Genomic DNA, 21198 nt, shown 5'->3' on the forward strand with positions numbered 1-21198 from the left:
ATACATCAACAAAGATCATGGAGATCAGAAGTTTTTTTAAAAGGAGAGAATAAAGATGAATCAACAAGATCCGTGGAGTATGAGCGTGCGTGAATTTGTGGATCGTGCGGGTAGCGGGCAAGCGACGCCGGGCGGCGGAAGTACTTCTGCATTGGCGGCGGCACTGGGTTCTGCTATGACTTCGATGGCAGCACATCTATCGCATCGTGAACGTACATCGGAACAGCTTGAAGAGATTGAGAAAGCAGAAGATGAGATGAACCAAATCGTTGCCGAGAGCGAAAAGTTGATGTCGGAAGATATGCAAAACTTTGCGAAATATGTTCAAGCCAACAAAGAAGCGGAATCCAAAGAAGACGAAGCTTTGGTGCAAATGACGTTGCAAACGATTGAGGTACCGCTGCGGCTGATGGAATTGGGTGTTCGAGGGCTGAAGATTGCACGTACCATCGCCGAAGCGACGAGAGAACATGTATTGTCCGATCTAGGCATAGGTATTGTTATGTTTGAAGCGTCGGTGCGTGCGGCTTATCTGACTGTACGGATCAACCTGCCGACATGCCAAGACAGCCGAGCACGCGAAAATTTCAGCGATCGTGCAGATCGGCTCATGTACGAAGCGGAAAAGTTAAAAGAGCTTGGGCTTAACGAAGTGATGAAGCGTTTATGAAGGCATAGCGTTACGGGTCAAGGGATGGCATAATAAAACATAGGAGCCGGCGGCTGTAAGCAGTTGCCGGTCTTTGCGTTTTTGGAAGGAGCGAACAAGATGGAAGGCACACAATCGGGTGGAACTATTCCCGATGAAGTCATAAAAAGTGAACAAACACCCGAGCAGTGGAAACGCCGACGTATTGAACTTGCGAAATGGGCAGAGCGAGAAAAAGTCCGTCGTTCCCCCAAACAAATCGGTTGGTTAAATGGCGTGGAAGTCGATGCCGAGTTAGTGAAGACGTTGCGTATTTTAAATCGACTTGGTATCCAGACTGAATTTTCTTGCGCAGGGGTTAGCCCGCTCGACGAACCGGAAGAACATTCGTTATATGCGTATGTAACGCTGGTCGATAGTCCGTTAAGCGAAGCTTTCGTGATGCACGCTATCCAGAAAATGAAGCATCGATTGCTCGTTTCCTATGAACCGTCGATCCAGCGATATGATCTGTCTTCTTTTATGGTCGGTCAAAACCGTTCGTTTTGTCTGTTGCTTGAAGTCTGTGCAAAGACATTTGAAGCTCAGCAAAGATAATAAACGAATGAAAAAAAGTAAAAATCACCGCTGAAATAAGGAGTGAATCATTACAATATGTTGAGTTTGGAAAAAAGAAGTCGTCAGTTAATCGGTAAAGTTGCGGCGCAAGCAGCGGCATATCCAAAGCAAGCAAACGGTCTATGGTTCGAAGACGAGATTTCTCTTAACTTTTATGCGGCATCGTATTTGTTCGCAGCGTCGTTAGATGCCGATATTCGAGTCCGCTTCGATCGCGAGCAAGCCAAACAAAATGCAGAAGATGTATTTAGAAGTTTACTTCAATTGCAAGATGTTCAAGAAGATAGCGCCACATATGGCTTGTGGTCGTCAAATGTAGAGTCGGTAGAATTGATGGGGATCTTAATGGTGTACTTCGTCGAACGTTGCGGAGACGATTTATCGCCTGATCTTCGAGCGGAATTTGAGAAAGCTCTACAAGCGATCTACCAAAGTCGCTTTTACGATATTCCATTGCAAGACTATGGGCATCAAGATGCAAAATATACAGCGTCTAAGCTGATCTTTGGATATACGTATGGCGATGGAGAACTGCTGGAAGAAGGACGCCGTTCGCTGCAACAATTGCTTCATCATGTCAAAGAGCAGGGGATGAGCGAATATTCAGCGCCATCATGGTTTTGGCATTGGGTACAAGCTTTTACTTGCGTGCGCTTACTATTGGATGATCCCGAAGTTACTGACCACACCAATCAAATTTTGGATTATTTATGGAATGAGCGTTCGCTGTATTATATCGGAGGGGCTTGGGCAGGTCCTCATGCGCACATACAACCGGGTGATGCGCCAAAAGACGGCAATGTCGCTTTTGATTATTTACAGTACGGAGATTTTCGTCTGCCGCCGCAGTTGCTTCAATATGAATACGCAGGATTTTTATTTTATGAAGCGCCGGAAGAAGCACGAATCGCGGCGATGGATCGTTTGGTACCGGTCGAAGTGAAAAAGAATATCCCGAAAATGTCGGCAGAAGGCTCGAAATCGATGCTGCATAGCTATACCTACTTAACCGATGCTTACGCAGTAGGTGGCATGTGGGAGTATGATGAATCCCCGGATCAAGTACAGCATCGCTGGGACGTAACGCTTCCGCTTTCTTACGAGTTAGGGAGCACCGTCAATCAAGCGTACATGATTCATCCTAAAGACAGTTCCAAGCCAAACAATCTGCTGCACGGAAGTTCATATACCCATATTTTGCCCGACCGCAGTGTAGTCATGGCGATGTATACAGTGCCTCAAGATGAGCATCCCGATCTAGTCGGCGTGCTGCCAAAAGGCGAATGGATTTATGACGAAAAAGCGATGTTCGGGCTGGTCGGCGGTGTCTATCTCGCTGTTTTCATACGTAATGGTTACCAAAAAGACGAACAAGATGATCGGATTCTGCTCAGCAGTACCGGGCATCAGAATGCAGTCGTATTCGAAGCCGCAAGCGTAGAAGAAGCTGAGAGTTTGGATGCTGAAGATTTAGAAGAGTTTGCAGATTTGATGCGTGAGCGCGCGCCGATGTTTAGCGAAGACGGCAATCGTCTGCAGTATCGAAGTCTGCATAGTCGCAAACTGGAACTTTCGGTTACCGAAGTCAATAAAGTTCAAGCACAGATCAATGGGCAGCTGGCTTCATTCCACGATCATATAAAATAAACAAAAACCCCGATCCATCTACGAGATGTAGAGATCGGGGTTTTTGCTTGATACACTGATCATGAGGGTCGATATTAGTTTTCTTGGAACAAAGCCAAGAACGGCTTGGGTACTTCGGTCTCAATCTTTGTTGTCCGTCCGCTTGTCGGATGGACAAAAGTCAATTCATGCACATGCAGAGCAAGACGTCCAAGACTGCGCAAAGTCGAACCGTACTTTTTGTCGCCGACGATCGGATGACCGATATCTTCGAACTGAGCGCGAACCTGATTTTTGCGATTCGTTTCAGTCGTCACTTCAAGTAGTGAAACTTGGCTGTTCGCGTTCAACAACTTGTAATGCGTTACCGCATGCAGCCCGTCGCCTTCTTTTTGACTTGCGTACATTTTGAGCGTTTTCGTTTCACGCAGCCAAGACTTAATGGTATCGGAATCGCGTTTGATTTTGCCTTCAACTACGATCGTATATGCCTGCTTGGCAAGACCGTTACTCCACTGTTCCAAAATGGTTTCTTTCGCGGCTTCTGTTTTTGCCAGCAACATCACGCCGGAAGCGTCTTTTTCCAAAAGTTGCAACGAAAAAAGGCGACCGTTTGGATTGCTGAGACGGATATGCCCCATCAGTTGACGGTAGACTGTATTTTCTTCATCGCGAGAAGAAGACATCGACAAAAGCCCTGCTTCTTTGCGTACCGCAATTACATCATCGTCTTCATGCAAAATACGCAGCCCCGTCAGCTTTTGCTTCGGCTTCGCGCGTTCTTTGCCGACGACGACCGTCTGACCCGGTTGCAATTCATGATTGTGACGCGTGACCGGTACGCCTTCGACGCGGACTTGACCATGCGACAACATCGATTTGACCGAGTTGCGTCCGGTACCGCTCATAGATTCCAATAAAAATGCCAGAAGTTCAGCAGGTTCTTTCACGATGAAACTACGCGATTGAGCTTCGGCTTTTTGTTGCCGCGCTTGTTCGCGAGCTGCGTAAGACGTATCTTTTTTGATACCAGGAGGACGTTTTTTGCCGCCCGGTCTTTTATTCGTATAAGCCATAATTGGATAAACTCCATTCTAAAAAAAGGTTCTGTGCAGATTCGGATCAGGCATCAGGATTGAAGTCGTGCCAGTCGATATTCGCCGAGTCCACTATACCAGAGCTACCGTCAAAAGGCTAGAACTAAGAAATCCGTAAAAAAAAGAATATTCGTTCGTATTCACCGGTTGCCCCAATTCGTATTGCCCGGTAAACTATAGAAAGAACGCGTCTTGTGCATCGCTCTACAGCGGAGTAGAGGATGCCTTTTTTTGCCGAAGTTTCAAGTCAGATGAACTTCTAGCTGGGCGCTTGGAGAGCAATGAATTTACGGGGATGCCGACTGCGGTATTCCCTTTAAGGAGTTTTGCATAATGGCGATACAAGAACATAAGCTAATGGAGCAAGCCGGCGAGCTTTTACAAAAATATTACGGTTACCCCGATTTTCGCGAAGGTCAAAAAAAGATCGTCGAAAGTGTCCTAACGCGAAGCGATACACTCGGCATTATGCCGACAGGCGGCGGTAAATCGATCTGCTACCAGATCCCTGCGTTGATGATGGATGGGCTGACGCTTGTGATCTCGCCGCTCATCTCATTGATGAAAGACCAAGTGGATGCGCTGGTGACGAACGGAATTGCGGCGGCTTATATCAATAGTACACTTAGCGGACGCGAAGTGAACGAGCGGATTCGCGCAGCGCAGCGCGGCGAGTTGAAGCTGCTGTATGTCGCGCCGGAGCGTCTGGAACTGGATTGGTTCCGAAGCGAAATGGCGAATTTGCAGATCGATTGCGTCGCGGTAGACGAAGCACACTGCGTTTCGCAATGGGGACACGATTTTCGTACCAGTTACTTGGCGGTCGCGCCTTTCGTCGATTCGTTACCGCTGCGTCCGACCGTAGCTGCTTTTACCGCAACTGCGACGCCTCAGGTCATGGACGATATCGTTCGACTATTGCAACTGCATGAAGCGAAGTTATTCGTTACGGGTCTAGGACGGGACAATCTATCGTTTTCCGTATTGCGCGGTGAGAATAAAAAAGAATACATTTTGGATTTCACGAAAAACCATTCGAATGAATCCGGTATCGTTTACGCGGCAACGCGCAAAGAAGTAGACGAACTTTATTCGCAGTTATCCATGCAAGGATTATCTGCGGGGCGTTATCATGCCGGGATGACGGATGAAGAACGCGAAAGCGCGCAAGAAGCCTTTTTATATGACGATGTGCAAGTGATTGTCGCAACGAACGCTTTCGGAATGGGGATCGACAAATCCAACGTGCGTTACGTCATCCATTATAATATGCCCAAAAATATGGAAGCGTATGTGCAAGAAGCGGGACGCGCAGGGCGGGACGGCGAGCCGAGTGAATGTATTTTATTGTTCAGCGCTCAAGATACCGTCGTCCAGAAGTTCTTAATCGAACAAAACGGGCAAGAAGAAGAACGTCGCCACAATGAATATCGCAAACTTCAGCAAATGGTCGATTATTGTTATACGACAAGATGTTTGCGTAGCGCGCAGCTTGACTATTTCGGCGAAGAACATAGCGATGAGCCTTGCGGAATATGTAGTTCTTGCCGAGACGACCGCGAAGTGCTGGATATTACCGTGGAAGCGCAAAAGATCTTTTCTTGCATTTACCGGATGCGGGAGCGTTTCGGTGCTTCGATGGTCGCAGGCGTGCTAAAAGGATCGCGTAACAAAAAAGTGCTGCAATACAAGTTCGATCAATTGTCGACGTATGGCATGATGAATGGCAAAACCGAAAAAGAAATTGTCGATATGATCAACGTACTTGCTTCGGAAGGATATTTAGAGTTAACCGAAGGGCAATATCCGATCGTCAAATTACGTCCGCTGGCAACCGAAGTGCTCAAAGGCGGTCGGCAAGTCTTCCAACGCGAAGCACGTAAAGCTTCGTTCGCCGCTTCTTCTTCGGGATCGCGGACTAGCCGTCCGCGCGCCGAAGTGAAGTTGTCCGCGATGGAAGTGACGATCTTCGAGCAGCTTCGTCTGATTCGCCGAGAACTTGCATCCAAAGAACATGTACCGTCTTATATTATTTTCAACGATGCTACGCTCAGCGAAATGAGTATACACAAGCCGAAAACCGAATTCGAGATGTTGCGGATCAAAGGGGTCGGCGAAGTGAAATACCGGAAATACGGTCAGCCGTTCTTGGACTTTTTCCAAAGCCGCGAAGGCGATGCCGGAGCCGGCGGCAACAACGACGACGGTTATTATGACTTAGAAGCGCCGCCCGAAGACGACTCTAATCTGTTTGCTTATTATGAAGATTACGATCATTAAATCTTAATCTTCGGTCTATATCGCAAAAGAGGGTTCTCCTAATTATGGAGAACCCTCTTTTTAGTTAAAATGTTTTCTTAATTTCAACACGTGACCGAAACGAATTTTCCTCGCAGCCTTTTCGCTTCTAGCTGAAATGTCTCTCCAACCAACTGATCCAATCTTCCGTCACTTCGCTTCGATTGATTTCAAAAGCGAGCTCATGCCGGGCTTCTGGATATAAGCGGCATTCGAGATCGTCAATCCCGGCTTCTTCGTAAAAATCTTTAAGCTTCGCCAAGCCTTCTGCACCGCCAACCGGATCGAGTTCTCCCGAACAAAGTAAAACGGGCTTGGAAACATCCAAACGCCGAGCATAATGCGGGGTTTGGATTTCAAGCAACAATCGAAAAAAGTCACGGAAAAATCCGCAACTGAATAGCGTCTGACCGTAGTTTTCGATAAAATCATCAACAGATTGCGGATCACGCGATAACCAGTCGAAAAAAGTACGACGTTGTGCGAAGCGGCGAACAAAAGGACCGAATACAAGCATATTCAATGTTAGAGACGCAAAAGCAGGCGATAGAACGCGAGCTTCAGCAGCGGCAAGCGCACTGCCGATTTTGAGAGGGAGCGCGGATCGTGGACCGCTGCTTCCGGTCAAAATAAACCCGGCATAATTCGCTGCATGTTCCGCCATCGTTTTTTGAGCGATAAATGAGCCCATGCTATGCCCGAATAATACGATAGGAACATTCGGATGACGCTGAGCAATCTCATCGGTTACCGTTCTTAAATCGCGACACATTCCGTTAATCGCATCGGGTCCCGCATAACCTTGACGAAAAGGACCTTGCGGCGTATCGCCTTTGGTAAAGCCGTGACCACGGTGATCGTTGGCATAGACCGCATAACCGGCTTTGTTTAACTCTTCGGCAAGTGCAGCATACCGCGCACCGTTTTCGCCCATTCCATGTGAAATTTGCACAATCGCTTTTGGGCTTGGAATCGACCACGCATGCACACAGACCATCACTTCATTCGTTCCTTTAACAAAAAAATAAGGATGTTTATTTCGTAGCAAATCTTTCCGGATTGTAGGTAAGACTCTATGGCGAGTCGAGCGTTTGAACGCCGGACGCGATGAAGATGCAGTAGATTTCATAGTAAAACGGTTCAAATTCATAACCGTCCCTCCCAAGTTTCGAATGGACTTAATACTTATCGATCAGTTGTCTTTACAAAATGTATACCCGCTAAGCTGCGAATCAATCGCTAGCCTTGCATACCAAAAAGCCGAACATACGGGATTTTCCCCGCATGTTCGGCTGGATCACATCTTATACAACTTAGGATTGACTATACTTTTCGATCGCAATCAGATAAGGAGCATCGGCTTTTTGCAGTTGTCGATAGGAGATGACTTGAGCTTCTCGCTTCGGCAATTGCTGCGCCCACTCCTGAACGGCTAAAGCTTCGGCGCCGCCCCCATCATGACCCGGATATACGATAATCGTCATGATTCCTTTGGGACGAAGGATAGACAATGCGGCTTCAAGTGCGGGAATCGTTGAACTTGGCGTCGTCATCACGCTCAGATCGTCGGCACCTGGCAAGTATCCCAAGTTGAACATGACCGCACCTATTTTGCCGATATGCTCACGAGGTAGGGCTTCTGCCATTTCTGCATGGTTTCGCAACATCCATTGTACAGTAGACAATTTGAACGGGACTTTTTGAGAATGAGGTTGCTTTTGTTGCGAACGCTGCGACTTTTCTTGTTCCAAACGAAGCTGCGCTTGTTCTAAAGCAGATTGCTGAATATCGAAGCCATATACGGTTCCTTTGGCACCGACGGTTTCAGAAAGAAACAACGTATCCGCACCCGTGCCGACGGTAGCGTCAATCGCAAGATCGCCAGGACGGAGTTTTTTTTGAATCAATTGTTGAGCAAAACTAAGTACCGATACAAATCCCATACGTTAGCTCCTCCAATATTTCCCTTGCCACGTATTTCGCCGTTTCAATTCATCGTCGATTCCGTTCAAGACTTCCCACTTTTTGAGACTCCACATCGGGCCAATCAGCAGATCCCGCGGAGCATCACCGGTTAGTCGGTGCACGATCATTTCAGGCGGTAAAATCTCCAATGTATCGACAATCAGCTTGATATACTCGTCGCGTTCCAAAAAGCGTAGCAAGCCAGCTTCGTATTGCTTGACCATCGGGGTTTTACGCATCAAATGCAGCAAGTGGATTTTGATTCCTTGCACATCCATATTGGCGACCGCTTTACCGGTATCGAGCATCATCTCGTGGGTTTCTTGCGGCAAACCGTAAATGATATGCGCGCAGACTCGTATGCCGTGAGCGCGAAGTTTAGCGACAGCTTCTTCATAAGAGTTGGTATCGTGCGCCCGGTTAATCAACGTAGATGTGGACTCATGAATACTTTGCAGACCCATTTCGACCCAGAGATACGTCCGTTGGTTCAATTCAGCAAGATATTCGATTACGTCGTCGGGCAGACAGTCTGGACGCGTCGCGATCGCAAGGCCGACTACGCCGGGTTGACGAAGAATTTCTTCGTAATATTCGCGAAGCGTTTCTACCGGTGCATACGTATTGGTATATGCTTGAAAATATCCGATATATTTGGCACTCGGCCATTTCAGATGTTGGCGATCGCGAATATTGTTGAATTGCGTGACCAGATCATCGCGACGACTGCCCGCAAAATCGCCCGAACCTCTGGCACTGCAAAACGTACAGCCGCCTTTGGCAATCGAACCGTCGCGATTCGGACAAGTGAATCCGGCATCTAGCATAACTTTAAATACCTTGTCTCCGAATTGATCGTGCATTTCGGTGTTCCATGTATGGAATCGCTTATCGCTCCAAAGTGTCGGAGTTTGATCCGTAGGAGCGAATGTCGATGAAAAAAGGCTCGTCATAAAGGGTGAACTCCTTTCGTTGTGGACAGAAGTACATGAGATAAATACGTTCGATCCGTCGATCTTTCATTCTAACAAAATGTCGCCTTCGAAAAAAGGTAGATTCCGTGAAGTTTCATTTTGAACCTTAAAAATAGACATAAAAAAATAAATTTTGCACTTGATAAATGTTACATCGATGTGTTATATTTATCTCAAGATCGGAAGACGGGAAAACAGCGCTATATCAACAATGGTAACGCTCTCTTTTTATCCCGGAAGTACCCGATTATTCTAAAGAAATGAAGAGGTGATTGACAATGACGACTCAATTTGCACCGGATCGTTCGGAAGACAAAATCTCGGTTGAACTGACTCGCGAAGAAGCATTGGCGCTAACAGGTGTTCGTTTCCATAGCGGTCATAAGATCGAAATTGATGCCCGTAAAAAAATTCGCAGTGCTTTTGAAAAAGCATTCGATATTGCCGCGGATCACACGGAGTAAACGAGTACAAGGAGCCATTCGCTCTTTTCGGTTAACCGGATTATTATCCCGGCATAGATCGACGGCGCTATCTTTTAGCGAAGCCGTCTTATGAAGCCTATCCTTAGCGGAAGGCTTCTTTTTCATGGAATCTGTTTGTTTTGATCTTTACTTTTACCAGGAAGTTGGGCACAATAAGGCGGGGGCTCAGACAAGCTTTTGAAAGACAGAGCCGAGATTTTGATAGCGGAGGAATGACATGCGTTTACGCGGAAGAAAAGGAATTTTGGAAAATTTACAGGCACAGACGGATCTGGTTATCCTTGAACCTGAGCAGTATAAAGGACGTTGGTCAGAGTTATTTGGCAACGATCACCCGATCTACGTAGAATTGGGTATGGGCAAAGGTCGCTTTATTAGCGGAACCAGCACACGGATGCCTGAAGCCAACTTTATCGGTATCGATATGTATGACGAGTTAGTGAGACGCGCAAGCGACAAAGCTAGAGCGGCTTGGGAAGAACAAGGGCATGATACGCCGCCAAGTCTAAAACTGGCTCGTGCCAATGTAGAAAAGCTCGAAGATATTTTTGCGCCGGGCGAACTGGAACGTATTTACTTGAACTTCAGCGATCCATGGCCGAAAAAGAAGCATGCTCGCCGTCGCTTAACGCATCCTCGTTTTTTGGATATGTACAAGCGCGTGTTGAATACAGACGGACAAATTCATTTTAAAACCGATTCGGAAACGTTGTTCGAGTTCTCCTTGAACTCATTTGCCGACTCCGGTCTGCAAATGACGAACATCAGCTTGAACTTACACCGAGACGGCATTAACGAAGAACATGTGATGACGGAGTACGAGCACAAGTTTATGGGCAAAGGCATGAATATTCATCGCTGCGAAGTCGTGATTGGCGAACGTGCGTTAGAGCGCTACGACGAGATTCGGATGGAGCCTTACCGGATTTCTTCGGATGAACGTGCAGCATTGGCAGCCGAAGAAGACGAGCAAGAATAAGTTGAAATAAAGTTCAAACAAATAAAAGGTGCTCTTAAGCCATTCGCTTAATAGAGCACCTTATTTGTGGTTTCCAAGATTTCGATAATCCGTTTTGCGCTTTGCATCGGGCGAAGTTTTTCGATATTGCGACGACTCTCGGCGCGCCGGCTAACCAGTTCTGCGTATTTGTCTTCATCGGTCAAACGCGCCATCCATTTATCGACGACTTCCAAAGAAGATAATCGCTCGCCCCAGCCTTTACTCGTAAAGTACTCGCAATTTTCTTCTTCTTGACCCGGCAGCGGATTGTGGAACAGCATCGGAAGCGCTTTGGCAAGCCCTTCGGTACATGTCATCCCGCCCGGTTTGGTAATCAACAGATCCGACGCCTCCATCAGCTTGTCGATTTCTTTCGTGTAGCCGATGACATGCGTATTTTCATGCTGAAAACGAGGATCTTTTTTTAACTTGCGCATCGCTTTTTCGTTGCTGCCTACGCAAAAGACCAATTGAACTTTTTCGCGAAAGCGGGTTAAGTAAGGATTGAGCACATCTCCGTTAATCAGTCCCCAGCCGCCGCTCATGACAAGCACGGTAGGCATCGCTTTTAGACCCATTTGTTCTAAAATGCTGGCTTTAACCGGATGCTCCCAGAAGCTTGGGTCAACCGGAATACCCGTAACATCGATACGAAAAGGCGATACCCCTCGCTGTAACACTTTGTTTTTCACTTCTTGCGTCGAAACCAGATAATGATCCACACCCGAGCTAATCCAAGTTCCGTGTACGTCATAATCGGTCACTACCGTACAGAGGGGCACGCGAAGCCCTAGACGTTTCAATCTGGAAATAACAGCACTTGGAATCGGATGTGTGCAGACGACCAGATCCGGTCTTAATTGTTCAATGACTTCTCTGGCATGCGCATAAAATAGTCGATGCAAAGCCAGTGTAGTCAATCGATTTAACGATTTTTTATATTGCTGCTTATACATCATGCTGACAAAGCGCGGCTGAGTAACGACCGTTTTTTTGTAAGCATTGATAAACAAAGGAGCAACTTTGGGGTTCAGAAAGCTTCCGAGTTCGAGCACGCGGGTCTGAACGTCGGGGCAAAGTCTGCGAAGACTGGCAGACAGGGCAAAAGCAGCCCGCGTATGTCCGGCGCCGAAGCCTTCCGACAGAATCAGGACTCTGTATTTGGACACGTTTTTCTTCACCTTTTCGCAAAAGCCCGCCTTTCTACACATCGAAAAATGTAGAAAGCGGACCGATTTTTCGATCTGTTTACCCACAGTCGGATAGGTTCGGCTTCTTTTTCGGACGGTTATATCTATCCGCTCAATTGCGAATTTCGTCTTCTTCTACGATAGCGGCTTTAAGGCCATAATGCAACCGTGAGCCAAGCCGTTAACGAACCGATAAATCCACCTGCGAGTACATCGGACGGATAGTGTAGACCCAAGTACATTCGCGATGTTCCTACAATTAACGCAATCGGAAGTAGGAAAGGAACAGTCGAAGGAATCATCAACATCAATGGAACGGTAACCGAGAAGATCGCTGTCGTATGACCGGATGGGAAAGAATGATCCACCAGCGGATTACGAAACGTATTGGTTTCCGGCAACGCCAAATGCGGACGTACACGTGGATATAACTTTTTGACGATTGCCACCGGTACGTGACTTGCAGCTAGCGCAACCAGACTGTGCAGCGCAGCCGAATTCCACGGCGAAGGCGCAAGCCAAGACGCGAGAATAGTCGCAGTGATCGTAAACGTAGCCCCACCGAGGTGAGTCAAATAATAAAGCACAACACTGAGAACGCGATGATGCAAACGGCCGTTCACCCATTTGAAGATACGCTGATCCCATTCACTCAGTTTAACCAGTAAATTACGCATAACATCCCTCCGGATAAAGAGCCCGGGCAATTGGAGAAGGCGACGGGGCTATCTTTTTTTGCTGCCTTTTTAAAAGCAGTTCCATATCAAGTTGCAGTTTTAACTCCATCGACCCCAAATTATACAATGATTCAAGGCAATTATAATAGGGTTAAAAAAAATTAACCGAAATTGTCCAACTTTTATCAGTAACCTTTCGTTTATTTAGAGTAAGCAAGAACGAGAGGAGGGCAAGGGTTACTCATTCATACCCTTAATTCATGCCGAAATCGCGAAAGTGAGAGTAAATCGTATGAAAAAGACGATGCGGAAGCGAATTGACAGAGCCATGTAAGGAATTTGGGCAGTAGGCATTCTTTTTTTGCCCTGCATCGCCTAATCAAGGTTTTGACAAATGACTGCAAAATCGCCAGAATCGAAAAGAACGATTTATACCAAGCATAAAAACAAAATTGGGTCATTCAAAAGGTCACTATGCAACACAAGACACAGAGAACAAAAAACAAAAAATCTTTCTGTGTACATAGGGGTACAAAATAAGGGGGTCAAACCAACCATGCTGCAAGGAATATTTATGACGCTCCAGGTGCTGCTCGCTCTGATCGGAGTCTATCAGTTCGGATTTGCATTGTTCGGGCTGTACAAAAAGAAAAAAGAAAAGTCGTTTGTCCCACAAAAGTCGTTTGCGATTCTAGTCGCCGCGCATAACGAGGCGGAAGTCATCGGCGCACTGATGGAAAACCTCAAAAAACTGCGTTATCCAAAAGAGCTGTACGACGTATTCGTTATTTGCGATAACTGTACAGACGAGACCGCTGAGATCGTACGTCAACACGGATGGAACGCTTGCGTTCGCGTAAACCCGAATCTTCGCGGTAAAGGATACGCAATCGAATGGATGCTGGAAGAACTATGGAAGCTGGATCGCGAATACGACGGTGTCGTGATGTTGGACGCCGATAACCTGGCACATCCGGATTTCTTGAGCGGAATGAACGACGACTTGTGCAAAGGCGCAAGAGTTATTCAAGGTTATATCGACACGAAAAACCCGAACGACTCGTGGATCACAGCCGCTTACGGGATTTCGTACTGGTACATTAACCGTCTGTGGCAATTGTCGCGTCATAACCTGAATATGGCGAACTTCCTGGGCGGAACGGGAATGTGTTTCGATAACAAATTGCTCAAAGAAGAAGGCTGGGGCGCAACAAGCTTGGTCGAAGACTTAGAGTTTACAATGCGCTGCGTGAAACGTGGGATTTATCCGAAATTCAACTACCATGCCAAAATTTACGATGAAAAGCCTTTGACGTTCAAAGCTTCGTCGGTACAACGTCTTCGTTGGATGCAAGGTCACTTCACCGTGGCGAGAAAATACTTCTTCCCATTGTTGTGGCAAAGTATCCGTGACCGCAGCATCGTAAAACTGGACATGGCTCTTTACGCGGTTAACGTATACATCGTATTGCTGACGCTGCTATTGTCGGCTGTATTGTACGGAGACATCGTATTGTTCGGCGGTCCACACTTGCTGACGATGTATGATTACTTGCCGCTATGGGTTGCTGTTATTGCAATCTTTGCTCAAGTTGCCGTATTCTTCGTCGCGATGATCTTGGAAAAGGTCAAATCGTGGAAAGTGTATGCGTACATGCTGCTCTTCCCGATCTACTTGCTGTCATGGTTCCCAATTACGTTCTATGCGTTCTTTACGCAAAACAACAAACAATGGAGCCATACGAAGCACACACGCGTTGTTCGAATTGATGAAATGCAAAGCGAACAAAGCTAAAACTTCGATATCTATAAAAAGTTTTTGAAAAAGCTTTACAAAATACTTTTTATCCGGTATAGTAGTTCAAGTATTGTTTAACCAATAAGGATTTAAAAGCAGAAGCTTCCGCTTCTCACCTGTCTGGCAAAAGTCAGCTGGTTCCCAATCCGATCATTTATGAAGAATTTTTCTCATGAAGATTGAAGATTACCGGGATGCGGACTGCTTGTCCGTATCCCTTTTATTATGGGCAAAAAAGCCCTTGTAACAAACTCGATTCGGAGGTGGACGGTTATTAGTAAGGACCATATGATCAATGAGGAAATCCGGGCGCGCGAAGTACGCCTGGTAGGCGCAGAAGGCGAACAGATCGGAATTACACCGATTCGCGAAGCGCTTCAAATGGCAGCAGACCTGAATTTGGATTTGGTAAACATGGCGCCACAAGCAAAACCGCCGGTTTGCCGGATCATGGATTATGGCAAGTTCCGTTATGAGCAACAAAAGAAAGAAAAAGAAGCCCGCAAAAATCAAAAGATCGTCGAGCTCAAAGAAGTTCGCTTCAGCGCGAATATCGAAGAACACGATTATCATACGAAATTGCGTAATGTTGTGAAATTCCTCGAAGCCGGCGATAAAGTGAAATGCTCTGTGCGTTTCCGCGGCCGCGAGATTACACACGCTTCGCTCGGCCAAAAAGTGCTGGAACGCGTTCGGGACGAAGTAACGGAAATTTCCGTTGTCGACCGTCAACCGAAGCTTGAGGGCCGCAGCATGATTATGATTCTAGGTCCGAAAAACCAATAGGGGGAACGTAAAATGCCTAAAATGAAAACACACAGCAGTTTGAAAGGTCGCTTCAAAATCACTGGTACTGGTAAAGTTACTCGTTACAGCTCGCACAAAAACCACTTGCTTTCGCACAAATCTAAACGCGCTAAGCGTAACCTGAAAGCCGATCATTTGATGGCTCAAGGCGACGTTAGACGTCTGGCTCAACAACTGAAATTGCTTAAATAGTTTTAATTAAACACAATCGACTGGGAGGTCTTTAGATATGGCAAGAGTTAAAGGCGGTTTCGTGACGCGTCGTCGTCATAAAAAAGTACTGAAGCTGGCAAAAGGTTATTTCGGTTCTAAACACCGTATTTTTAAAACAGCAAAAGAACAAGTTAACAAATCGTTGGTTTATGCTTACCGCGATCGTCGTCAAACAAAACGTAACTTCCGCAAACTGTGGATCGTTCGTATCAACGCAGCAGCACGTCAAAGCGGTTTGTCTTACAGTAAAATGATGCACGGCCTGAAATTGGCGGGTATCGATGTAAACCGTAAAATGCTGGCTGATCTGGCTGTTAACGACCTTACGGCGTTCAACACGCTTGCATCTGCAGCAAAAGAAAAAATCAACGCTTAAGTTAAGCGTAAACGGGTCCTTTCCTCAAACGTATCGTTTGAAGAAAGGCCCTTTTTTGTATGGTTATAAATAAACGTTGTATATAATAGAAGAAAAAATGATTCATTGCGTTACAGCGGTTAGGCGATGGTTCCTTAAATGAAAAAAGCGATTGTTCGTTATTAAGTCACAACATATGTTAACTATGACTCACGTAAGCGATTTCATCATAAAATATACGAATTTTATCGTTAAAATCGATTTTTAATAGTAGATTTTGCAGCGAGCTGAATGTATAATCTGTAAAGCGAAAGCAATCCTGCGAAGAGAGACGTTTGAGGTTCCGAACATCGGGCTTATACAACAAATGCTCAACTTATGCAGGCAAAGATCCTAAGGGGGAAATATCCAAAATGAAGAAAGCTGTAAAACTCTCGCTTTTCATGTTGCTGGCATTCTCGCTCGTCCTAGCTGCTTGTGGTAACAACAACAGTAACACGGCTGCTACTGGTGGAGATAGTGCAGAAGGTGGAGCAAAAAGCGACATCAAAGTTGCTATGGTTACCGACACTGGCGGCGTAAACGACAAATCGTTTAACCAAACAGCTTGGGAAGCTCTTCAAGAGCTTCAAAAAGAACAAGGCGTCGAAGTAAAGTATCTGCAAAGTAAAAGTGAAGCAGAGTACGAGACTAACTTGAACCAATTCGTAAAAGATGGATATAACCTCACTTGGGGTATTGGCTTTGCTTTAGAAAAAGCACTGGGCGATATTGCAAAACAAAACCCAGATTCTAACTTCGCAATCATCGATGCTGCTGTTGACGCACCAAACGTTGAATCTGTTCTGTTCTCTGAGAACGAAGGCGCGTTCCTGGTTGGCGTAGTAGCAGGTAAAATGACGAAAACAAACAAAATCGGCTTCGTAGGCGGTATGGATTCGCCAACGATCAAGAAGTTCGAAGTAGGTTTCAAAGCAGGTATTGAAGCGGTTAACCCTAACGCTCAATTCAACTCGGTATACGCAAGTGGCTTTGACAAGCCGGACGAAGGTAAATCGGCTGCGGCAACCCTTTATAACGAAGGCGCAGACATCGTGTTCCAAGCTGCTGGTGGTACAGGAACAGGCGTCTTCAACGAAGCGCTTGACCGTAAGAGCCAAGGACAAGAAGTATGGGTAATCGGCGTAGATAAAGACCAATCGATCGAATTCGGTACAGACGTTACATTGACTTCGATGATCAAACGCGTAGACGTTGCAATCAAAACGGTATCGCAACAAGTTATCGACGGAACATTCAAAGGCGGCACAATTACAACTCTCGGTCTTAAAGATGACGGCGTAGGTATTGCCGACACTTCGAGCGTAAACGTACCTCAAGAAGTTCTGGACGAAGTAAAATCGTACTCCGAAAAAATCGTGAGCGGCGAAGTTAAAGTTCCTACAGTTACACAGTAATTAATGGTTTTACCACGATAGAATACGAGCGACAAGGTCGGTTCCTTGAACCCGGCCTTGTCGTTACGTTTAGGGTCAAAAACCAAGATATAGAAGACGCGCACGTCTGACGCAAAATGAGTCTTGATTTGTTTTCGCGTCATACTACTACGAAAGATAAGGGTGATTTCATGGCAGCCGCAACTCCCGTAGTCGAGTTAAAGCAAATTACGAAGCGTTTTCCCGGAATCGTAGCCAACGATTCGATCAGTATCCAGCTTCAAAAAGGCGAAATTCACGCATTGCTTGGTGAGAATGGCGCGGGCAAATCGACGTTGATGAATATCCTTTTCGGTCTGTACCAACCGGACGAAGGGCATGTTGAAGTCAACGGACAAACTGTCGCGATCGACACACCGAATAAAGCAATTGAACTCGGAATCGGTATGGTGCATCAGCATTTTAAATTGGTGCAATCGTTTACCGTAACAGAAAATATCATCTTGGGGATGGAGCCTTCTAAAGGCGGTATCCAAATCGATTACAAAACCGCAACGAAAAAAGTCAAAGAAATTTCCGATCAGTATGGATTCCATATCGACCCGAATGCTAAGATTGAAGACATTTCGGTAGGTATGCAGCAACGTGTCGAAATTCTCAAAACGCTTTATCGCGGCGCCAATATTCTGATTTTCGATGAACCAACCGCCGTATTGACTCCGCAGGAAATATCGGAATTGATCGAGATTATGCGTAAGCTTGTCGCTGAAGGCAAATCGATCATTTTGATTACTCATAAACTCAAAGAAATCATGTCTGTTTCGGATACCGTTACGATTATTCGTCGGGGTAAAGTCGTAGATACGGTAAAAACGAGTGAAACGAGCCCGTTGGTTTTAGCTGAAAAAATGGTTGGTCGTAACGTTTCGTTCAAAGTCGACAAAAAACCGGCTGAACCTGGAGAAACGGTCATTGAAGTCAAAGACGTGTCGCTCAAAAATAAAGAAGGCATTTCTTTGCTTAATGAAATGTCCTTTAACGTTCGTCGCGGCGAAATCGTTGGAGTAGCCGGAGTAGACGGTAATGGTCAGACTCAGATTATCGAAGCACTGTCCGGTCTGCGTAAGATCGATAGCGGATCGATTAAGCTTAGCGGCAAAGAAATCGCAAACCATACACCGCGTCAAATTTCCGAATCTGGCGTAGGGCATATTCCAGAAGACCGTCATAAGCACGGATTGGTCTTGGATTTTTCCGTCAGTGAAAATATGGTGCTTGAGAGCTACTACAAAAAGCCTTATACGCAGCGTGGATTTTTGAACTTCCGTGCGATTAATGAACTGGCAACACGTCTGGTAAAAAGCTTCGACGTACGCACGCCAAGCATTCAGACAAAAGCTCGTTCGTTGTCGGGCGGTAATCAGCAAAAAGCAATCATTGCGCGTGAAATCAATAAAAATCCCGATTTCCTTATTGCAGCTCAGCCTACGCGTGGTCTGGATGTCGGCGCGATTGAATTTGTGCAAACTCAGCTGATTCAGCAGCGCGATCAAGGGAAAGCCGTACTGCTCGTTTCGTTTGAGTTGGACGAAATTTTGAACGTATCGGATCGGATCATCGTGGTTTACGAAGGTAAAGTCATCGGCGAAGTACGTCCGGAAGAAACGAACGATCAAGAACTTGGCTTGATGATGGCAGGCAGTCGGCAAGGGGGAATAGCGAATGAATAAATTTTTGAAATGGTTTGCAAGCGATTCGTTTATCGTATCGCTCGCAGCGATCGTAATGGGATTGCTACTTGGCGCAATCGTCATGATGATTGGCGGCTACAACCCTATAACGGCTTATGGCGCTTTATTATCTAAAGTGTTCGGCGATTGGTACGGGTTCGGCGAAGCTTTGCGCGAAATGACGCCGCTCGTTCTGACGGGTCTTGCTGTCGCTTTCGCTTTCCGCGCCGGGATGTTCAACATCGGTGCGGAAGGTCAAGTCTTGATGGGCATGACGGGAGCTTCGTTGGTCGGTATTAAAATCACAGGTCTTCCCGCATTAATCCATGCCCCTCTTGCTATTATTGCAGGCGCTTTGTTTGGCGGATTATGGGCTGCTCTTGCCGGTTATATCAAAGCAAAACGCGGCGTAAACGAAGTTATTACGACGATCATGTTGAACTGGACAGCGTTGTTCTTGTGTAACTATATCGTTCGTACCTTCCTTTTGGTTCCGGGCAATCAACGTTCGGTCGATATTCAGCCTTCGGCATCGATTTCGATTGAATGGTTATCCCAAATGATGGGCAACGCTCGTGTGCATTGGGGCATTTTGCTTGCGCTTCTGGCTTCGACGTTCTTCTATTATTTCTTGTGGAAAACGAAACAAGGCTTCGAATTGCGTGCAGTAGGCAGCAACCCTGAAGCTGCTCGTTATGCAGGTATTAACGTTAACAAAAATATCGTTAAAGCGATGTTTATCAGTGGTGTTTTCGCAGGTCTTGCTGGCGCGTTCGAGACACTGGGCGTCTTCCATTATCAAAGTGTATATGCGTCGCTTCCAGGTTACGGATTTAACGGGATTGCGGTTGCATTGCTCGGGATGACTCATCCATTCGGCGTACTTGCGGGTGCAGGATTATTCGGTACGCTGACTTACGGTTCGGCAGGTATGAGCTTCGAAGCAGGTGTTCCGCCGGAAATTATTCAAATTGTAATTGGATCGATTATTTTCTTCATCGCGGCACAAGGCATTGTTCGTTTCATCCTCAAGCCTGTGTATAAGCGCAAGAAAGAGAAGGTGTTGTAAATATGGATTCTCTTCTTATTTTCGGCAACTTGCTGAATACGACGCTCGTCTTTGCGACAGCTTTGATTTTTGCGGCACTTGGCGGTTTGTTCTCTGAACGTTCCGGCGTCGTAAATATCGGGATCGAAGGTCTGATGGTCTTCGGTGCTTTCGCGGCTGCTGTAGGTACGCATTATGCTGAAAAAGCAGGCATGGAAGGCGCGTCGCCGTGGGTAGGATTGTTGACGGCTATTGTGGTCGGGGTCTTGGGTTCGTTGATCCATGCTGTTGCCACGATTACATTCAAAGCCGATCAGACGATCAGTGGTGTTGTTATCAACTTCTTGGCGACCGGTATTACTTTGTACCTCGTTAAATTGTTGTTTGATGGTGCGGGCGAGACTCCACTCTTGCTGCATCGTTTGGCTAAACTCAACTTCCCGGATTTCGCTTCGATTCCGGTCATCGGTCCGATCTTGGGTACGGGTATTTTGAATTCGTATCCGACGACGTTTATTGCGCTTATTTTGGTATTCGTAACGTATTACGTTCTGAACAAAACGAAGTTCGGACTTCGTCTGCGTTCGGTCGGTGAGCATCCAAGTGCTGCGGATACGATGGGGATCAATGTTAATCGTATGCGTTATATCGGCGTAATGCTGAGCGGTGCTCTAGCAGGTCTGGGCGGTGCAACGATTACGTTGACGACAACAGGGTTGTTCTCGCATACGACGATCTCGGGTCAAGGCTTTATTGCGATTGCTGCGTTGATCTTCGGTAAATGGAACCCGCTTGGTATCATGGGAGCTGCATTGTTCTTCGGATTTTCGCAAGCCATTCGAAATTATGTTCAATTGTTCGCATGGTCTTCCAATATTCCGCAAGATTTCATTTTGATGCTGCCATACGTGTTGACGGTTATCGTATTGGTTGTCGCGATCGGTAAATCGAGAGCTCCAGCTGCGCTTGGTGAAGCATACGATCCAAGTAAACGCTAAATAAACGATCGATCTCTTTCGACGTTTTCCACAGGGTAAGCATCTTTCATTCACGAACAATAATAAAAGCCGCTGACTTTGAACTGCTTAGGCAGAACGAAGTCAGCGGCTTTTTTGTCCGTGAGAGAAAGACTATAGGTGAGTTTATGAGGTATAAGCGATGATTATCTTTTATTTTTTATTGAAAATAGGTGTTGACTTCACTAAAACTTAAGTCATATAATAACTCTAACA

At 46.2% G+C, this 21198-nt stretch carries 20 protein-coding genes; 14 read left to right on the plus strand and 6 right to left on the minus strand.

Annotated features, from left to right (window positions below; genetic code table 11):
- The first annotated feature begins 55 nt into the window (after nucleotides 1-55).
- The 3 genes from NOM90_RS08105 to NOM90_RS08115 all read left to right on the plus strand — a co-directional run bounded on the left by NOM90_RS08105 (nucleotide 56) and on the right by NOM90_RS08115 (nucleotide 2914).
- Complete coding sequence (locus NOM90_RS08105) at nucleotides 56-670, plus strand: cyclodeaminase/cyclohydrolase family protein (protein WP_255941226.1); 615 nt, start codon at nucleotides 56-58, stop codon at nucleotides 668-670.
- Nucleotides 671-769: 99 nt separating this feature from the next.
- The gene (locus tag NOM90_RS08110; RefSeq protein WP_255941227.1) at nucleotides 770-1246 is read left to right on the plus strand and encodes a hypothetical protein; all 477 of its coding nucleotides are present in this window, start codon (nucleotides 770-772) and stop codon (nucleotides 1244-1246) included.
- A gap of 57 nt (nucleotides 1247-1303) precedes the next feature.
- Entirely contained in the window at nucleotides 1304-2914 is a 1611-nt protein-coding gene (locus NOM90_RS08115) for a hypothetical protein (protein WP_255941228.1), read from the plus strand.
- A 74-nt stretch (nucleotides 2915-2988) separates the two neighbouring features.
- On the opposite strand, the gene NOM90_RS08120 is transcribed toward NOM90_RS08115, so the two are convergent.
- Nucleotides 2989-3969: an RluA family pseudouridine synthase gene (locus tag NOM90_RS08120; protein WP_255941230.1), complete on the minus strand. Its 981-nt coding sequence runs from the start codon at nucleotides 3967-3969 to the stop codon at nucleotides 2989-2991.
- A 354-nt stretch (nucleotides 3970-4323) separates the two neighbouring features.
- Between NOM90_RS08120 and recQ the strand changes: the two genes are divergently transcribed.
- Nucleotides 4324-6270 carry a DNA helicase RecQ gene (recQ, locus tag NOM90_RS08125; RefSeq protein WP_255941231.1) on the plus strand — a complete coding sequence of 649 codons (1947 nt, stop codon included), beginning with the start codon at nucleotides 4324-4326 and terminating at the stop codon, nucleotides 6268-6270.
- A gap of 127 nt (nucleotides 6271-6397) precedes the next feature.
- Here recQ and NOM90_RS08130 read toward each other — a convergent pair whose 3' ends face one another.
- From NOM90_RS08130 to mnmL, 3 genes are all read right to left on the minus strand, one after another.
- Nucleotides 6398-7438, minus strand: coding sequence for an alpha/beta hydrolase (locus NOM90_RS08130; RefSeq protein ID WP_255941232.1), 1041 nt, complete (start codon nucleotides 7436-7438; stop codon nucleotides 6398-6400).
- A 163-nt stretch (nucleotides 7439-7601) separates the two neighbouring features.
- On the minus strand, nucleotides 7602-8231 hold the full coding sequence (mnmM, locus tag NOM90_RS08135; protein WP_255941233.1) for a tRNA 5-(aminomethyl)-2-thiouridylate-methyltransferase MnmM: 630 nt from the start codon (nucleotides 8229-8231) through the stop codon (nucleotides 7602-7604).
- 3 nt (nucleotides 8232-8234) lie between these two features.
- Nucleotides 8235-9206 (minus strand): tRNA modification radical SAM protein MnmL/YtqA, encoded by a 972-nt coding sequence (gene mnmL / locus NOM90_RS08140; RefSeq protein ID WP_255941234.1) that lies wholly within the window; start codon nucleotides 9204-9206, stop codon nucleotides 8235-8237.
- A gap of 299 nt (nucleotides 9207-9505) precedes the next feature.
- Between mnmL and NOM90_RS08145 the strand changes: the two genes are divergently transcribed.
- Nucleotides 9506-9691 carry a hypothetical protein gene (locus NOM90_RS08145; RefSeq protein WP_255941235.1) on the plus strand — a complete coding sequence of 62 codons (186 nt, stop codon included), beginning with the start codon at nucleotides 9506-9508 and terminating at the stop codon, nucleotides 9689-9691.
- A 238-nt stretch (nucleotides 9692-9929) separates the two neighbouring features.
- Nucleotides 9930-10691 (plus strand): tRNA (guanosine(46)-N7)-methyltransferase TrmB, encoded by a 762-nt coding sequence (gene trmB, locus NOM90_RS08150; RefSeq protein WP_255941236.1) that lies wholly within the window; start codon nucleotides 9930-9932, stop codon nucleotides 10689-10691.
- A gap of 47 nt (nucleotides 10692-10738) precedes the next feature.
- On the opposite strand, the gene NOM90_RS08155 is transcribed toward trmB, so the two are convergent.
- Together NOM90_RS08155 and NOM90_RS08160 are read right to left on the minus strand one after the other, a co-directional pair.
- A complete protein-coding gene (locus NOM90_RS08155; RefSeq protein ID WP_255941237.1) occupies nucleotides 10739-11881 on the minus strand; it encodes an MGDG synthase family glycosyltransferase in 1143 nt (380 codons plus the stop codon).
- A 170-nt stretch (nucleotides 11882-12051) separates the two neighbouring features.
- On the minus strand, nucleotides 12052-12579 hold the full coding sequence (locus NOM90_RS08160) for a phosphatase PAP2 family protein (RefSeq protein ID WP_255941238.1): 528 nt from the start codon (nucleotides 12577-12579) through the stop codon (nucleotides 12052-12054).
- 556 nt (nucleotides 12580-13135) lie between these two features.
- Here NOM90_RS08160 and NOM90_RS08165 point away from each other — a divergent pair.
- The 8 genes from NOM90_RS08165 to NOM90_RS08200 all read left to right on the plus strand — a co-directional run bounded on the left by NOM90_RS08165 (nucleotide 13136) and on the right by NOM90_RS08200 (nucleotide 20964).
- Entirely contained in the window at nucleotides 13136-14374 is a 1239-nt protein-coding gene (locus tag NOM90_RS08165; RefSeq protein WP_255941239.1) for a glycosyltransferase family 2 protein, read from the plus strand.
- Nucleotides 14375-14665: 291 nt separating this feature from the next.
- Entirely contained in the window at nucleotides 14666-15163 is a 498-nt protein-coding gene (gene infC, locus NOM90_RS08170) for a translation initiation factor IF-3 (RefSeq protein ID WP_255941240.1), read from the plus strand.
- Between the two features lie 12 nt (nucleotides 15164-15175).
- A complete protein-coding gene (rpmI, locus tag NOM90_RS08175) occupies nucleotides 15176-15376 on the plus strand; it encodes a 50S ribosomal protein L35 (RefSeq protein WP_255941241.1) in 201 nt (66 codons plus the stop codon).
- A gap of 37 nt (nucleotides 15377-15413) precedes the next feature.
- Nucleotides 15414-15773: a 50S ribosomal protein L20 gene (gene rplT, locus NOM90_RS08180; protein WP_141449006.1), complete on the plus strand. Its 360-nt coding sequence runs from the start codon at nucleotides 15414-15416 to the stop codon at nucleotides 15771-15773.
- Nucleotides 15774-16165: 392 nt separating this feature from the next.
- On the plus strand, nucleotides 16166-17209 hold the full coding sequence (locus NOM90_RS08185) for a BMP family lipoprotein (RefSeq protein ID WP_255941242.1): 1044 nt from the start codon (nucleotides 16166-16168) through the stop codon (nucleotides 17207-17209).
- A 170-nt stretch (nucleotides 17210-17379) separates the two neighbouring features.
- Nucleotides 17380-18918 (plus strand): ABC transporter ATP-binding protein, encoded by a 1539-nt coding sequence (locus NOM90_RS08190; protein ID WP_255941243.1) that lies wholly within the window; start codon nucleotides 17380-17382, stop codon nucleotides 18916-18918.
- Nucleotides 18911-19987, plus strand: coding sequence for an ABC transporter permease (locus tag NOM90_RS08195; protein WP_255941244.1), 1077 nt, complete (start codon nucleotides 18911-18913; stop codon nucleotides 19985-19987). Before NOM90_RS08190 ends, NOM90_RS08195 begins: the two co-directional genes overlap by 8 nt.
- A 2-nt stretch (nucleotides 19988-19989) precedes the next feature.
- Nucleotides 19990-20964, plus strand: coding sequence for an ABC transporter permease (locus tag NOM90_RS08200; protein WP_255941245.1), 975 nt, complete (start codon nucleotides 19990-19992; stop codon nucleotides 20962-20964).
- Nucleotides 20965-21198 lie beyond the last annotated feature (234 nt).

This window comes from Saccharibacillus sp. JS10, assembly GCF_024436065.1.
Taxonomy (GTDB): domain Bacteria; phylum Bacillota; class Bacilli; order Paenibacillales; family Paenibacillaceae; genus Saccharibacillus.

Bases quoted from the DNA above. Each gene is read 5' to 3' on its own strand.
- NOM90_RS08105 (WP_255941226.1), top strand. From the start codon at position 56: ATGAATCAACAAGATCCGTGGAGTATGAGCGTGCGTGAATTTGTGGAT.
- NOM90_RS08110 (WP_255941227.1), top strand. From the start codon at position 770: ATGGAAGGCACACAATCGGGTGGAACTATTCCCGATGAAGTCATAAAA.
- NOM90_RS08115 (WP_255941228.1), top strand. From the start codon at position 1,304: ATGTTGAGTTTGGAAAAAAGAAGTCGTCAGTTAATCGGTAAAGTTGCG.
- NOM90_RS08120 (WP_255941230.1), bottom strand. From the start codon at position 3,969: ATGGCTTATACGAATAAAAGACCGGGCGGCAAAAAACGTCCTCCTGGT.
- recQ (WP_255941231.1), top strand. From the start codon at position 4,324: ATGGCGATACAAGAACATAAGCTAATGGAGCAAGCCGGCGAGCTTTTA.
- NOM90_RS08130 (WP_255941232.1), bottom strand. From the start codon at position 7,438: ATGAATTTGAACCGTTTTACTATGAAATCTACTGCATCTTCATCGCGT.
- mnmM (WP_255941233.1), bottom strand. From the start codon at position 8,231: ATGGGATTTGTATCGGTACTTAGTTTTGCTCAACAATTGATTCAAAAA.
- mnmL (WP_255941234.1), bottom strand. From the start codon at position 9,206: ATGACGAGCCTTTTTTCATCGACATTCGCTCCTACGGATCAAACTCCG.
- NOM90_RS08145 (WP_255941235.1), top strand. From the start codon at position 9,506: ATGACGACTCAATTTGCACCGGATCGTTCGGAAGACAAAATCTCGGTT.
- trmB (WP_255941236.1), top strand. From the start codon at position 9,930: ATGCGTTTACGCGGAAGAAAAGGAATTTTGGAAAATTTACAGGCACAG.
- NOM90_RS08160 (WP_255941238.1), bottom strand. From the start codon at position 12,579: ATGCGTAATTTACTGGTTAAACTGAGTGAATGGGATCAGCGTATCTTC.
- NOM90_RS08165 (WP_255941239.1), top strand. From the start codon at position 13,136: ATGCTGCAAGGAATATTTATGACGCTCCAGGTGCTGCTCGCTCTGATC.
- infC (WP_255941240.1), top strand. From the start codon at position 14,666: ATGATCAATGAGGAAATCCGGGCGCGCGAAGTACGCCTGGTAGGCGCA.
- rpmI (WP_255941241.1), top strand. From the start codon at position 15,176: ATGCCTAAAATGAAAACACACAGCAGTTTGAAAGGTCGCTTCAAAATC.
- rplT (WP_141449006.1), top strand. From the start codon at position 15,414: ATGGCAAGAGTTAAAGGCGGTTTCGTGACGCGTCGTCGTCATAAAAAA.
- NOM90_RS08185 (WP_255941242.1), top strand. From the start codon at position 16,166: ATGAAGAAAGCTGTAAAACTCTCGCTTTTCATGTTGCTGGCATTCTCG.
- NOM90_RS08190 (WP_255941243.1), top strand. From the start codon at position 17,380: ATGGCAGCCGCAACTCCCGTAGTCGAGTTAAAGCAAATTACGAAGCGT.
- NOM90_RS08195 (WP_255941244.1), top strand. From the start codon at position 18,911: ATGAATAAATTTTTGAAATGGTTTGCAAGCGATTCGTTTATCGTATCG.
- NOM90_RS08200 (WP_255941245.1), top strand. From the start codon at position 19,990: ATGGATTCTCTTCTTATTTTCGGCAACTTGCTGAATACGACGCTCGTC.